This window comes from Streptomyces sp. NBC_00045 (genome assembly GCF_045041095.1).
Taxonomy (GTDB): Bacteria; Actinomycetota; Actinomycetes; order Streptomycetales; family Streptomycetaceae; genus Streptomyces.
This window is the reverse complement of record NZ_CP108271.1, coordinates 5725865-5738996: the sequence shown is the minus strand read 5'-3', so window position 1 is coordinate 5738996 and position 13132 is coordinate 5725865. Positions and strand designations below refer to the sequence as shown.

The 13132-nt window shown below is 71.8% G+C and carries 12 protein-coding genes; 1 reads left to right on the top strand and 11 read right to left on the bottom strand.

The features are described 5' to 3' along the window. Positions 1–140 precede the first annotated feature (140 nt). The 8 genes from lepB to proS all read right to left on the bottom strand — a co-directional run bounded on the left by lepB (position 141) and on the right by proS (position 6047). Positions 141–869, bottom strand: a complete 729-nt coding sequence (gene lepB / locus OHA65_RS27060; protein ID WP_327278786.1) for a signal peptidase I — start codon at positions 867–869, stop codon at positions 141–143. 44 nt (positions 870–913) lie between these two features. Continuing rightward, a complete protein-coding gene (rplS, locus tag OHA65_RS27055; RefSeq protein ID WP_054226492.1) occupies positions 914–1264 on the bottom strand; it encodes a 50S ribosomal protein L19 in 351 nt (116 codons plus the stop codon). Between the two features lie 133 nt (positions 1265–1397). Further along, positions 1398–2219 carry a tRNA (guanosine(37)-N1)-methyltransferase TrmD gene (gene trmD, locus OHA65_RS27050; RefSeq protein ID WP_329314641.1) on the bottom strand — a complete coding sequence of 274 codons (822 nt, stop codon included), beginning with the start codon at positions 2217–2219 and terminating at the stop codon, positions 1398–1400. Next, positions 2219–2782, bottom strand: a complete 564-nt coding sequence (gene rimM / locus OHA65_RS27045) for a ribosome maturation factor RimM (RefSeq protein WP_327278784.1) — start codon at positions 2780–2782, stop codon at positions 2219–2221. Before rimM ends, trmD begins: the two co-directional genes overlap by 1 nt. Positions 2783–2861: 79 nt before the next feature. Further along, the gene (locus tag OHA65_RS27040; RefSeq protein ID WP_007266827.1) at positions 2862–3101 is read right to left on the bottom strand and encodes an RNA-binding protein; all 240 of its coding nucleotides are present in this window, start codon (positions 3099–3101) and stop codon (positions 2862–2864) included. Positions 3102–3103: 2 nt separating this feature from the next. Further along, positions 3104–3544: a 30S ribosomal protein S16 gene (rpsP, locus tag OHA65_RS27035; RefSeq protein ID WP_030298453.1), complete on the bottom strand. Its 441-nt coding sequence runs from the start codon at positions 3542–3544 to the stop codon at positions 3104–3106. A 269-nt stretch (positions 3545–3813) separates the two neighbouring features. Next, on the bottom strand, positions 3814–4413 hold the full coding sequence (locus OHA65_RS27030; protein ID WP_327278783.1) for a hypothetical protein: 600 nt from the start codon (positions 4411–4413) through the stop codon (positions 3814–3816). A 221-nt stretch (positions 4414–4634) separates the two neighbouring features. Further along, complete coding sequence (proS, locus tag OHA65_RS27025; protein WP_327278782.1) at positions 4635–6047, bottom strand: proline--tRNA ligase; 1413 nt, start codon at positions 6045–6047, stop codon at positions 4635–4637. Positions 6048–6178: 131 nt separating this feature from the next. Between proS and OHA65_RS27020 the strand changes: the two genes are divergently transcribed. After that, on the top strand, positions 6179–6856 hold the full coding sequence (locus tag OHA65_RS27020) for a methyltransferase type 11 (protein ID WP_405762574.1): 678 nt from the start codon (positions 6179–6181) through the stop codon (positions 6854–6856). Between the two features lie 62 nt (positions 6857–6918). Here the strand turns inward: OHA65_RS27020 and ftsH are convergent, their stop codons facing one another. The 3 genes from ftsH to OHA65_RS27005 form a co-directional block, all read right to left on the bottom strand. After that, positions 6919–8838 carry an ATP-dependent zinc metalloprotease FtsH gene (gene ftsH, locus OHA65_RS27015; RefSeq protein ID WP_405762572.1) on the bottom strand — a complete coding sequence of 640 codons (1920 nt, stop codon included), beginning with the start codon at positions 8836–8838 and terminating at the stop codon, positions 6919–6921. A gap of 128 nt (positions 8839–8966) precedes the next feature. Further along, positions 8967–10535 (bottom strand): signal recognition particle protein, encoded by a 1569-nt coding sequence (ffh, locus tag OHA65_RS27010; RefSeq protein WP_328763835.1) that lies wholly within the window; start codon positions 10533–10535, stop codon positions 8967–8969. Between the two features lie 147 nt (positions 10536–10682). Beyond that, positions 10683–13121 (bottom strand): [protein-PII] uridylyltransferase, encoded by a 2439-nt coding sequence (locus OHA65_RS27005; RefSeq protein WP_405762571.1) that lies wholly within the window; start codon positions 13119–13121, stop codon positions 10683–10685. Positions 13122–13132 lie beyond the last annotated feature (11 nt).

Here is a 13132-nt window from a genome sequence, read left to right as displayed (position 1 = left end):
AGGGCTGGGGGCCTCCCGGAGTCTCGGGCGCACGCCAGAATTCGGGCGCGCGCGCGGGCCGGGGCGCGGGCCGGGGCGCGCGCCTCGGCTCCGGGTCCGGCTCCGGTTCGGGGGCCCGGCCGCCTCTCGGGCGGCCCCGGCTACCCATGGGAGCCCCAGCGCGACGCCGGCCAGCCGATCCAGTCGGCCCGCCCGATCACCTTGTCCACCGGCACCATCCCCCCGCCCGGTTCTCCCAGGTGGTCCCGGGAGTCCCGGGACTGGGAACGATGATCGCCCATGACCCACAGGGTGCCCACGGGTACCACGATCCGGAAGGGCACCTTCGAGGGCGTGTCGCCGGGAAACAGATATGGCTCCTGCACCGGTACCCCGTTCACCTTGATCCGCCCGCCGGCGTCGCAGCACACCACGTCGTCACCTCCGACGCCCACGACCCGCTTGACGAAGTCCGTTTCGGACGGCTCGCCGATCCCGAGCGCGGAGGCCGCGCCCGCCAACGCCTCGCCGATGGGATTGCCGTCGGCGTGTTCCGGAACGAAGGACCCCGTGCCGTCGAAGACCACCACGTCCCCGCGCTTGGGTTGGTTGCCGGAACGGTACGCCAGCTTGTTCACCAGCACCCGGTCCCCGACCTGGAGCGTCGGCTCCATCGACCGGCTCGGGATCAGGAAGGGCTGGACGACGAAATTGCTGAGCAGCAGCAGGAAGGTCGTGCAGAGCACGCCGAGTACGGCGGCGCCGCGCCAGGTCAGGAAGACTCGCCACCCTGGGAGCGCGCGGCGCCCCCGCAACGCAAAACGCGGCCGCCCCTCCCCGGTTTCGGGGGAGGAGTGGCCGCGCTGTGTGAGCTCTGCTTCGGTGTCCATCGAGGGCGAGCCTATCCGGCCGCCTCCGGGACCCGGAGAGGAGATCAGCGGTCGCGCTTCTCCTTGATCTTCGCGGCCTTGCCGCGGAGCTCACGGAGGAAGTACAGCTTGGCGCGACGCACGTCACCGCGGGTGACGAGCTCGATCTTCTCGAAGATCGGGGAGTTCACCGGGAAGGTGCGCTCCACGCCGACGCTGAAGGAGACCTTGCGGACCGTGAAGGTCTCGGAGACGCCAGAGCCCTGGCGACGGATGACAACGCCCTTGAACTGCTGGATACGGGAGCGGCTGCCCTCGATGACGCGGACGTGCACGTTGATCGTGTCACCCGGGCGGAAGGCCGGGACGTCGGAGCGGATCGAGGCGGCGTTGACGCCATCGAGCAGGTGAGACATGTTCTTCGTCTGCTTTCTTCGCACGACGCCACAGGCCGCCGGTGCGGGTTTCCGTAGAGAATTCGGGAGCTGCGCCACTCTGCGAACGACTGTCCCCCTGTGGCAGGGGCGTACGCGAGCACACAGCAGCCGCCTATTCTTCCACGGCTTGGGGCCTACGCCAAAATCGGCCGTCGGGGGTCGGCCGCCAGCCCAGGATGCTCAGGATCTCGCGGTCCTTCTTGTCGAAGGCGGCGGCCTCGCAGCGCTCGATCAGGTCGGGGCGGTGCTGCGCGGTGCGGCGGAACGCCTCGTCCCGGCGCCAGCGGGCGATCTTCCCGTGGTGCCCGCTGAGCAGCACGTCGGGAATGCCCCGGCCGCGCCACCGGGGGGGCTTCGTGTAGACCGGCCCCTCTAGCAGGTTCGCCATCTCGCCGGGCGCGAAGGAGTCGTCCCGGTGGGATTCGGCGTTGCCGAGCACTCCGGGCAGCAGCCGGGCCACGGCTTCGGTGATCACCAGCACGGCGGCCTCGCCGCCGGCCAGCACGTAGTCGCCGATGGAGACCTCGTACACCGGCATCCGCGTGGCGTATTCGTCCATGACCCGGCGGTCGATGCCCTCGTACCGGGCCGGCGTGAAGATCAGCCAGGGCCGTTCGGAGAGCTCGACGGCCAGCTCCTGGGTGAACGGGCGGCCACTGGGCGTGGGGACGACCATGACCGGCCCGCGCGCGCCGGCCTCGTACCCGTCGGCCAGCGCCTCGTCGAGCGCCTCGCCCCACGGCTCGGTCTTCATGACCATGCCGGGGCCACCGCCGTACGGGGTGTCGTCGACGGTGTTGTGCCGGTCGTACGTCCAGTCCCGTAGGTCGTGGAGGTGGACGTCGAGCTGCCCGCGGGCCCGCGCCTTGCCGACGAGGGAGACGTTCAGCGGCTCCAGGTACTCGGGGAAGATCGTGACGACGTCGAGACGCATCAGGCTTCTTCCCCGGCCTCGGCCCCGTTGTCGCGCGTCGAGACGATCTCCGCGCGGTCGTCGATCAGCCCGGGCGGCGGCGTGATGACGCAGCGCTGCTCCTCCAGGTCGATCTCGGCGACGATCTCCTCCACGAAGGGGATCATCACCTCGGTGCCGTCGGGACGCTCGACGATGAAGAGATCCTGCGAGGGGAGGTGGGAGATCTCGGTGATCCGGCCGATCTCGGTGCCGTCCTCCAGTACCACGTCCAGGTCCATCAGCTGGTGGTCGTAGTACTCGTCCTCCTCCTCCGGCAGCTCGGAGGGGTCCACCTCGGCGATGAGCAGGGTGTTGCGCAGCGCCTCGGCGCCGGTGCGGTCCTTGACGCCCTCGAAGCGGAGCAGGAGCCGGCCGCTGTGGACGCGGCCCGTCTCGATGGTCAGGGGACCCGTCGAAGCCGGTTCGGTCCGGAGCACGGCGCCGGGCGAGAGCCGCAGCTCCGGCTCGTCGGTCCGCACCTCGACGGTGACCTCACCCTTGATCCCGTGGGCGCGGCCGATCCGCGCGACTACCAGCTGCACTGTTTGTCTCCTGTTCAGACGACGACGGGCCGGGGCGGGCACGAATGCCCTCCCCGGCCCGTGCCGGTGATTCAACTGCTCAGCGGACCTGGTCCACGTCGACGAGGTCGACGCGGATCCCCCGGCCGCCGATGGCGCCCACGACGGTACGCAGGGCACGTGCGGTGCGGCCGTTGCGACCGATCACCTTCCCGAGGTCGTCCGGGTGAACCCGGACTTCGAGCACCTGCCCACGACGCAGGTTGCGCGAGGCGACCTGCACGTCGTCGGGGTTGTCCACAATGCCCTTCACGAGGTGCTCAAGAGCCTCCTCGAGCATGCTCAGGCCTCGGTCGACTCGGCGGCGGCCTCAGCCTCGTCCGCCTTCTTGTCGGCCTTCTTCGCCTTCTGCGTGATGGCCTCGCCCTTGGTCTCGCCGATGCCCTCAAGGGCCTTGGCGAACTCGTCGAAGGAGCGACGCTTGCTCTCCTTCGTCTCCGGCTGCAGCAGCGGCGCGGGGGCCGGGAGGCCCTTGTGCGCCTGCCAGTCGCCGGTCAGCTTCAGGATGGCGAGCACAGCCTCGGTGGGCTGGGCGCCGACGGACAGCCAGTACTGCGCACGCTCGGCGTTGACCTCGATGCGCGACGGGTTGTACGTCGGGTGGTACAGACCGATCTCCTCGATCGCACGACCATCGCGGCGGGTGCGCGAGTCGGCGACGACGATGCGGTAGTGCGGCTGGCGAATCTTGCCGAGGCGCTTGAGCTTGATCTTGACTGCCACTGGAGTGGTGTCTCCTGAACTTGACGTGGTTGGGCACATGAGATGCCACGTGGGGTTGCGGTACTCGGGTGCCCGATGGACGCGTCAGCCGGAGGAGAGAGGGGTCCTATGCGACTGTCGAGTACAGCTAGCCATTGTGCCACATGCCTGCGGCGCTTCTCGCGGGGAGCTGCGATCGAGGGTGCGGGGCCGCGCACCGACGGGCCGCCCCCGCACCGCACCGCAGGCATCCGCCCGCCCGTCGGCCCGTCGGCCGCGGAGCCGCGGGCTCAGGAGGCGGCTACCGAGACGGCGACTTCGGGGATGCGGAACGGCTTCATGCAGCCGCCGCAGACGATCGGCGCCTGCGCCAGTACGGACGGGACCACCCGCACGTTGCGCCCGCAGTCGCAGACGGCCTTGACCCGGACACCGCCGCCCGAGGAGCCGTGCCGGGCGGCCGGCCCGCGGAAGCTGCGCTTGGTGTCGGCCGCCGTCGCGGCGGTGTGCGCCTTGAGTGCGCGCTGGAGCCGCTCCATGGTGGGGCGGTAGCGCTTCTTCGCCTCGGGATTGAGCGAGACCAACGAGAAGCCGCTGCTGGCATGCGGCTCGTCGGAATGGTCCAGCCCCATCTCCTCGGCGATCGCGAGGAATCTGCGGTTGTGGTAGCGGCCCGCCCGCGAGGTGTCGCGCACTCCGCGGGCGGCGGCGATGCCGTGGACTGCCTCGTGCAGCAGTCGCTCGAAGGAGAGCTCGGCGCCACAGGCGGACGAGGACTCTCCGATCAGGGACTCGGGCGCGGCAAGGTCAGGCAGCTCGGGGTGGTACCGCTGAATGTCGGCCCACGCCTGCGCCAGCTCTGCGGCGAGAACAGGTGGTGTCGTGCTCACGTCGTGACAACGAGCCGGGGTGCCCCGGTGTTCCGATTCCGGGCCATTCCAAATTTTTTGCACGTACCAGTCAGTTCAGTCTGATGCGTCCCGACGAGGACGGGTGCGCCGATCTCAGGAGGAGTCGGTACGTAACGTCGACCAGGCCGACCGAAAAGAACCGGCCCCGGCGCGCGGCTCGTGCCGTGCGCCGGGGCGGGTCCGAAGTCAGGCGGCGGCGATCAGTACGAGCGCGCGACGATCGCGAGCGTACCGGGGGCGTCGTCCGCCTCCGGCACCGAGCCGTCCGCGGCGATCAGGCAGCGCACGGAGACGGCCTGCTCACCCAGCTTCGCCTCGCCCTCGGGGCCGAGGTCGGCCCACGGCATCCGCGCCCAGCCGCCCGCGACGGCGACCTCGGCGGCCTCCTCGATGGTGGAGACGTCGGAGGTACGGGCCAGGCGGCGCTCGCGGGACTCGCGCAGCAGCTGCGCCTGGTCCTCCTCCAGCACCTTGGGCAGCAGGTCGGCGAGCGCGTCGATCTGCACGGGCTCCTTGCCGCCGGGGATCCGGCGGGCCAGCATCGCGGTGCCGGCCTCCAGGTCGCGGGGGCCGATCTCGACGCGGACCGGTACCCCCTTGAGCTCCCAGTCCACCGCGCGGCGGCCGAAGGGGGTGTCGACCCGGTCGTCGACGTGGACGCGGATACCGGCGGCCTTCAGCTGCGCACCGAGCTCGCGGACCTTGGCGACGGCCTCGTCGCCCTTGATCGCCATGACGACGACCTGGACGTGCGCGAGGCGCGGCGGGACACGCAGGCCGTTGTCGTCGCCGTGGGACATGATCAGACCGCCGACCATGCGGGTCGAAACGCCCCACGAGGTCTGCCAGACGAGCTCCTGCTTGCCTTCCTTCGACAGGTACTGCGTGTTGAAGGCCTTGGCGAAGTTGGTGCCGAGCTCGTGGCTCGTGCCCAGCTGGAGCGCCTTGCCGTCGCCCATCATGCCTTCGAGGGTGAGGGTGTTGATGGCGCCGGCGAAGCGCTCCTTGGCAGTCTTGCGGCCGAGCACGACGTCGATGCCGAGCACGTTCGTCATGAAGTCGCCGTACACGTCCGTGTGGATGCGGGCGGCGTAGTCGCGGGCGTCCTCGTACGTGGCGTGGGCGGTGTGGCCCTCCTGCCAGAGGAACTCACTCGTACGGAGGAAAACGCGCGGGCGCATCTCCCAGCGGACGACGTTGGCCCACTGGTTGATCAGCAGGGGCAGGTCGCGGTAGCTCTGGACCCACTTGGAGAAGTAGTCGTTGATGATCGTCTCGGAGGTGGGCCGGACCACGACCGGCTCTTCCAGCTCCTTGCCGCCGCCGTGCGTGACGACCGCGAGCTCGGGGGCGAAGCCCTCGACGTGCTCGGCTTCCCTCGTCAGGTACGACTGCGGGATGAACAGCGGGAAGTACGCGTTCTGGGCGCCCGCGTCCTTGATGCGCGCGTCCATCTCCTGCTGCATCCGCTCCCACAGGCCGTAGCCGTACGGCCGGATGACCATGGTGCCGCGTACCGGACCGTTGTCGGCCAGCTCGGCCTTGTTGATCAGATCCTGGTACCAGCGGGGGAAATCCTCCGCCTGGGGGGTGAGAACGGGTGCCTTTGCCATGGCGCGAATGGTACGGCGCCGGGCACTCGATGCGTGAATCGGGTGGCGCACTCCTCTGGACGCGGGGGCGAATGGGGAGTTCTCTGGCAACGGGGGCAAGGGGGCGACAAGGAATCAGGAGCGCTCTTTCGATGACACCGACGCCGACGGCGACGCTCGTCGCCCGGGACTGGGCGGAGATCCAGGAACGGATGCTGGTACCGCTGTACGAAGCGGTTTACGACCGGCTGGAGGTCGGGCCGGGCGACCGGCTGCTCGGCCTGGACTGCGGGGCCGGGCTGGCCCTGCTGCTGGCCGCGGGCAGGGGAGCCGCCGCCACGGGGGTGGAGGCGGATCCGGCCCGGCGGGAGCTGGCGCGCGAGCGGCTGCTGGAGGTGGTCCCGGCCCCACCGGACGGTGCGCGCCCGTACGACGTGCTGCTGGCGTTCTCGCCGCCCGCGGCGGCGCTGGACGCGGCCCTGCCTGCGGTCCGGCGGGGCGCAGCGGTGGTGCTGGCCGACTGGGGTCCGGCGGAGCGGTGCACGGTGCCCGCGGTGCTGGGCGGCGGCCCCGCCCCGCAGGACCTGGACGCGGTCGTGGCGCGGGCCGGGCTCTCGCCGGACGGGTCGGGGCGGGTGTTCTGCCCCTTCGGGTACGCGGACGTGGACAGCGCGGTACGGGGGCTGCTGTCGGCGGGGCTGTACGAGTCCTCCTCCGATCCGGCGCAGGTCGAGAAGGAGCTGGCCGAGGCGCTGCACCCGTACGAGGGGCCGGACGGCACCGTGTGGCTGCCGAACATCTTCCGGTACGTGATCGCCCGCGTGCCGTAGCCGAACCGGAACCGCGGGTGCGGGGCTGGGGCGGGGCGCGCGCGCGGGCGCGGCCCGCGCCGCTACTTCGCCGGGCGCACGATGCCCGCGGCCTCGTAGGCGGCCGGCTCGTCCAGGGTCTCGTTCGCCAGCAAGGCCTCGGTCAGGGCGTCGAGTTTCGGACGGTGTTCGCGCAGCAGTCGGCAGGCCTCGACGTAGCACTCGTCGACGATGCGCCGCATCTCCTGGTCCACCGTGTCGAGGGTGGAGGGGGCGGCCAGGAGCCCGTAAGGGCTCTGCGCGTCCGCCGGGATCGCGGTGAGGCGGCCGACGCGCTCGCTCATGCCCCAGCGGCCGACCATGCCGCGGGCGAGGTTGGTGACCTGTTCCAGGTCGTTCTCCGCGCCCGTGGTGATGACGTCGAAGACGACGTGCTCGGCCGCCATGCCGCCCAGCGCGCCGATGATGCGGCCGCGGAGGTACTCCTGCGTGTAGGAGTAGCGGTCCGCGTCGGGGGTCGAGAGGGTGACGCCGAGCGCCCGGCCGCGCGGCACGATCGTGATCTTGCGGACGGGGTCGGCGCCCGGCTGGAGCATGCCCAGCAGGGCGTGGCCGCTCTCGTGGTAGGCCGTGCGGCGACGCTCCTCTTCCGGCATGACCAGGGCCCGCGCCGCGCCCAGCTGGACCTTCTCCAGGGCGTCCATGAAGTCCGTCTGGGTGACCTGGCTCTGTTTGCGCTTCACCGCGAGGAGGGCGGCTTCGTTGGCCAGGTTGGCGAGGTCCGCGCCCGTCATGCCGGGGGTGGTGCGGGCCACCTGGTCGAGGTCCACGTCGGCGGCGAGGGGGATCTCGCGGGTGTGGATCCGCAGGATGGCTTCGCGGCCGGAGCGGTCGGGCGGGGAGACGGACACCGTGCGGTCGAAGCGGCCGGGCCGGGTGAGCGCCGGGTCCAGGACGTCGGGCCGGTTGGTGGCGGCGAGGACGACCACGCCCTCCGAGCCGGAGAAGCCGTCCATCTCGGTCAGGATCTGGTTCAGGGTCTGTTCGCGCTCGTCGTGGCCGCCGAGGCCGGCGCCGCCGCCGCGGGCCCGGCCGATGGTGTCGATCTCGTCGATGAAGACGATCGAGGGGGCCACCTTCCGTGCCTCGGAGAAGAGTTCGCGTACCCGGGAGGCGCCCACGCCGACGATCATCTCGATGAACTCGGAGGCCGAGGCGGAGAAGAACGGCACCCCGGCCTCGCCCGCGACCGCCCGCGCGAGGAGGGTCTTGCCCGTGCCGGGTGGTCCGGCGAGCAGGACCCCGCCGGGCATCCGGGCGCCCATGGCCCGGTACTGCTGGGGGTTCTTGAGGAAGTCCACGACGTCGCTGAGCTCGCCCTTGACCTCGTCGATCCCGGCCACGTCGGCGAAGGTGGTGCGCTTCCCGCCCTCCAGTTCGACGGGTTTGGGCGGCTGTTTGCGGCCCAGCGCGCCGACGCCGCCCATCGCGGAGCCCATGCGGCGGGCGATGAACACCCACAGGAGGACCAGCAGCAGCATCGGGGCCAGCGAGAGCAGCAGATTGGCCAGGAAGCTGCGCTGCACGACGACCGGGGAGGCGGTGACGACGACGCCGTGCTTGCTGAGGTTGGCCCAGAGCTGGTCGTCGGCGAAGGCGGGGCGCTGGGTGACGAACTTCGTGTAGTCGCCCTTGCCGCCGTCGGGCAGCGGCTGTTCGGTCTTCAGTTCGCCCTGGATCGCGTCGCCCTTGGAGTAGATCTTCGAGACGTTGCCGTCGGCGACCTGTTTGCTGAATTCCGTGTAGGAGACGGTCGGCTCGTCGCCCTTGTTGAAGAACGAGAGGACCACGTTGGCGATCAGGAAGACGATCATGGCGGCGAGGATCAATCCGCGCCAGCCCCCGGGCATCCGCCTCTTGGGCGGCGGTGCGGGCGGTGCGCCCTCGGAGCGCCAGGGCGTGTCGGCGCGGTCGCGAGGCGGTACGGGGGTGGGGCTGGGCACGTGGCCTCCTTACTGCCGTCCTCGTGGCCGACCATAAGGGATATAACGCACCATTGCGCCTGCTGAGCCCATGGGAAAGGGGCCCCGGCCGGATGATCCGGCCGGGGCCCCTCGCCCTGCGACTGCCCTTACTTCATGAACTTCTTGAACTCGTCCGGAAGGTCGAAGTCCTGGCCGGACTGGCCGCCGGCGGGAAGGCCGAACGGGCTGCCGGTGGCGGGCGGGGCGCTCTGCGGGCCCTGCTCGCGACGGGCGGCTGCCGCCGCTTCCTCTTCCTTGCGCTTCATCGGGTTGCCGCTCTTGCGCTTGCCCTTGGCCTGCTTGACCTGCTTCTTCTGCCGGCCGGGGCCGCCGCCCATGCCCGGGATGCCGGGCATGCCGGGCATCCCGCCGCCCTGGGCCATGCGGGACATCATCTTGCGGGCCTCGAAGAAGCGCTCGACGAGGTTCTTGACGGCGCTGACCTCGACGCCGGAGCCCTTGGCGATACGGGCGCGGCGCGAGCCGTTGATGAGGTGCGGGTCCTGGCGCTCGGCCGGGGTCATCGACTTGATGATCGCGGCGGTGCGGTCCACGTCGCGCTCGTCGATGTTGTTGATCTGGTCCTTGATCTGCCCCATGCCGGGGAGCATGCCGAGCAGCTTGGAGATGGAGCCCATCTTGCGGACCTGCTCCATCTGGGCCAGGAAGTCGTCGAGCGTGAACTCCTTCGGGCCCTTCGCGAGCTTGGCCGCCATCTTCTCGGCTTCGGCCTGGCTGAAGGTCTTCTCGGCCTGCTCGATGAGGGTGAGCATGTCACCCATGTCGAGGATCCGGCCCGCCATGCGGTCGGGGTGGAACGCGTCGAACTCGTCGAGCTTCTCGCCGTTCGAGGCGAACATGATCTGCTTGCCGGTGACGTGCGCGATGGAGAGCGCGGCACCGCCGCGGGCGTCGCCGTCGAGCTTGGAGAGCACGACGCCGTCGAAGCCGACGCCGTCGCGGAAGGCCTCGGCGGTGTTGACCGCGTCCTGGCCGATCATGGCGTCGACGACGAAGAGGATCTCGTCGGGGCTGACGGCGTCGCGGATGTCCGCGGCCTGCTGCATCAGCTCCTGGTCGATGCCGAGGCGGCCGGCGGTGTCGACGATGACGATGTCGTACTGCTTGGTGCGGGCGTACTCGATGGAGTCCTTGGCCACCTGCACGGGGTCGCCGACGCCGTTGCCGGGGGCGGGCGCATAGACCGCGACACCGGCGCGCTCGGCGACGACGCTCAGCTGGTTGACGGCGTTGGGGCGCTGGAGGTCGCAGGCGACGAGCAGCGGGGAGTGGCCCTGGCCCTTGAGCCAGAGGCCGAGCTTTCCGGCGAGGGTGGTCTTACCGGCACCCTGGAGACCGGCGAGCATGATCACGGTGGGCGCGGTCTTGGCGAAGCGCAGCCGCCGGGTCTCGCCGCCGAGGATCGAGACGAGCTCGTCGTTGACGATCTTGAGGACCTGCTGGCCCGGGTTCAGGGCCTTGGAGACCTCTTCGCCGCGGGCGCGCTCCTTGACGTTCGCGATGAAGGAGCGGACCACGGGGAGGGCGACGTCGGCCTCAAGGAGGGCGATACGGATTTCCCGCGCCGCAGCGTCGATGTCCTGCTCGGAGAGGCGACCTTTGCCCCGGAGGGACTTGAAGGTCGCGCTGAGGCGGTCGGAAAGCGTATCGAACACGGTGGTCGCGATTCCTCGGGTCGGGGGCGTGTGGTCGTCCCCCAGGGTATCGGGCCCCGCCGGATGCTGAACCCGTCGGCCCGTCTCCTGACCGGGAACCGGCCCGGCCCCGGCCCGCGCGGAGCCGGGGCGGGCCGGGGCGCCGGGTCAGCGGAGGGCGGCTTCCAGGTGGGAGGCCAGGGCGGAGGCCGCGGGTGCTGGCAGGGGTTTGCCGTCCGGATCGACCACGTACAGGGAGTCCACCGCGTTCGCTCCGAGGGTGGACACGTGGGCGCTGCGTACCCGGACCCCGGAGGACTCCAGCGCGCGCCCGATGCGGTGCAGCAGGCCGACCGCGTCGGGGGCCCGGACCTCCAGGACCGTGGCCAGCGAGGACACCTCGGGTACCACCGTGACCCGGGGCGGCGGCGGGACCACCCCGCGCCGTCGCGGGTACGCGGCCTCCCGGTCGGCCAGCTTCACCGGGACGTCCAGGGAGCCGTCCAGTGCCCGGACCAGGTCCGTGCGCAGCCGGGCCGCCTCCGGCAGGGAGCCGTACTCGGCGGCCACCCGCCACCGCAGGACCAGGACCTCACCGGACAGGTCCGGGAGCTCCAGGGAGCGCAGGTCCGCGGCCCGGACCGTGAGCCGGTGCAGGGCCAGTACGCCGGCCACGGCCGGGAGGACCCCCGCTTGGTCCGGGACCGCCACCACCAGTTCGACCCCGACGGCGTCGTCCTCCTCCTGGCGCGCGTGCAGCGCCAGTACGGGCTCCCGGGTGCGCAGCGCCTCCACCGCGAGGCGTTCCTGTTCCGTCGTCGGGATGGTCAAGTCGGCGGCGACCGGCGACGCTCCCCGCAGGACGGAGGCGACCCGCGCCACCAGGTCCGCGACGAGCGAGCCCCGCCAGGTGCTCCACGCCGCGGGCCCGGTGGCCAGGGCGTCCGCCTCGGTCAGCGCGTGCAGGATCTCCAGGGTGCCGACCGATCCGACGGCCTGCGCGACCGACCGGACCGTCGCCGGGTCGTCGAGGTCGCGCCGCGTCGCGGTGTCGATCAGCAGCAGGTGGTGCCGTACGAGCACCCCGAGGACGGCGGCGTCCTGTGCGTCGAAGCCCACGCGTACGGCCACGTCGCGGGCGATGGTCTCGCCCGCGACCGAGTGGTCCCCCGGCCAGCCCTTGCCGATGTCGTGCAGCAGCGCGGCCATCAGCAGCAGGTCGGGGCGGCCGACCCGGCGGGTCAGGGCCGAGGCGCGGACCGCCGTCTCCACCAGGTGCCGGTCCACGGTCCAGGTGTGCACGGGGTTGCGCTGCGGGCGGCACCGCACCCGTTCCCAGTCGGGCAGCAGCCGGGTGATCAGGCCCTCCGCTTCCAGGGCTTCCCAGACGGCCACCGTGGGCTCCCCCGCGCCGAGCAGGGTCACCAGCTGCTCGCGCGCCTCCGCGGGCCACGGCACGGGCAGCGGTTTCGCCTGCGCCGCGAGCCGTCGTACGGCGTGCAGCGACACCGGCAGGCCCGCCTGTGCGGCCGCGGCGCCGAACCGCAGGGCCAGTACCGGGTCCCGGTCGGGCCGGGCGGCCAGCGCGAGCACGGCCTCGCCGTCGGACTCCACGACGCCTTCGGCGAGCGGCGCCCGCTCGACGGCGGCCCCCCGGGGCCCGAGCAGCCCGCGCAGCCTCGGCCGGGCCGCCCGGGCCCGCAGCACCCGCCCGACCTCCCGCCAGGTCACGTCGCCGGCGTAGGCGACGACCCGTGCGGCCTCGTACACCTCGCGCAGCAGCGCGTCGGCGTCGAGCAGGCCCAGCTGCGTCGCGACCTGGTCCTGTTCCTGGAGCGCGAGCCGGTCGGTCGCCCTGCCCGTCACCAGGTGCAGGGCGTCCCGCGCGTCCAGCAGCCGCCGCCGGGCCTCGGCCAGTCCCTCGCGCGGGGCGTCGGCCAGCCAGGACGCGGCGACCGCCCGCAGCGCGGTGGCGTCGCGGAGTCCGCCGCGGGCTTCCTTGAGGTCGGGTTCCAGCAGGAAGCGGAGCTCTCCGGCCTGCTCGGCCCGCTCCCGGCACAGGGAGTGCAGCTGCGGGAGCCGTTTGGCGGCCTGGTTGCGCCAGTCGGCCAGGACCGAGGTGCGCAGGCCCGTGAGGAGGCCCGCGTCGCCGGCGACCGGCCGGGCGTCGAGCAGCCCCAGGTGCACCTTGAGGTCCTCGCCCGCGGTCTTGCGGGCCTCGGCCGGGGTCCGTACCGAGTGGTCGAGGGCCACGCCCAGGTCCCACACGGGGTACCAGATGCGGTCGGCCAGGGCGCCGAGGGCCCGCGGCTCCGCCTTGCCGTCGTGGAGCAGCAGCAGGTCGAGATCGCTGCGCGGGGAGAGTTCGGCCCGTCCGTAGCCGCCGACGGCGACGAGGGTGGCGCCCCGTACCCCGGTCTCCCGCAGGGCCGTGGTGAACAGGGCGTTCAGCCAGTCGTCGGTCAGCCCGGCCAGCGCGGAACGCCGCGAAGGCCCGGACCGCGACTCCTCCTGGAGGAGTCGCAGCCGGGCCGCGGCGTACCCGCTGGGTCCCGAGCCGGACGGTTCGCCGGAATCGCCCGTCGTGGTCTGTTCGACGCTCGTCACCCAGGAGCTCC

Excerpts from the sequence above, each read along its gene's own strand:
- rplS (WP_054226492.1), bottom strand. The coding sequence starts at position 1,264 with ATGTCTCACCTGCTCGATGGCGTCAACGCCGCCTCGATCCGCTCCGAC.
- lepB (WP_327278786.1), bottom strand. The coding sequence starts at position 869 with ATGGACACCGAAGCAGAGCTCACACAGCGCGGCCACTCCTCCCCCGAA.
- trmD (WP_329314641.1), bottom strand. The coding sequence starts at position 2,219 with ATGCGTCTCGACGTCGTCACGATCTTCCCCGAGTACCTGGAGCCGCTG.
- OHA65_RS27020 (WP_405762574.1), top strand. The coding sequence starts at position 6,179 with ATGACACCGACGCCGACGGCGACGCTCGTCGCCCGGGACTGGGCGGAG.
- proS (WP_327278782.1), bottom strand. The coding sequence starts at position 6,047 with ATGGCAAAGGCACCCGTTCTCACCCCCCAGGCGGAGGATTTCCCCCGC.
- OHA65_RS27040 (WP_007266827.1), bottom strand. The coding sequence starts at position 3,101 with ATGCTCGAGGAGGCTCTTGAGCACCTCGTGAAGGGCATTGTGGACAAC.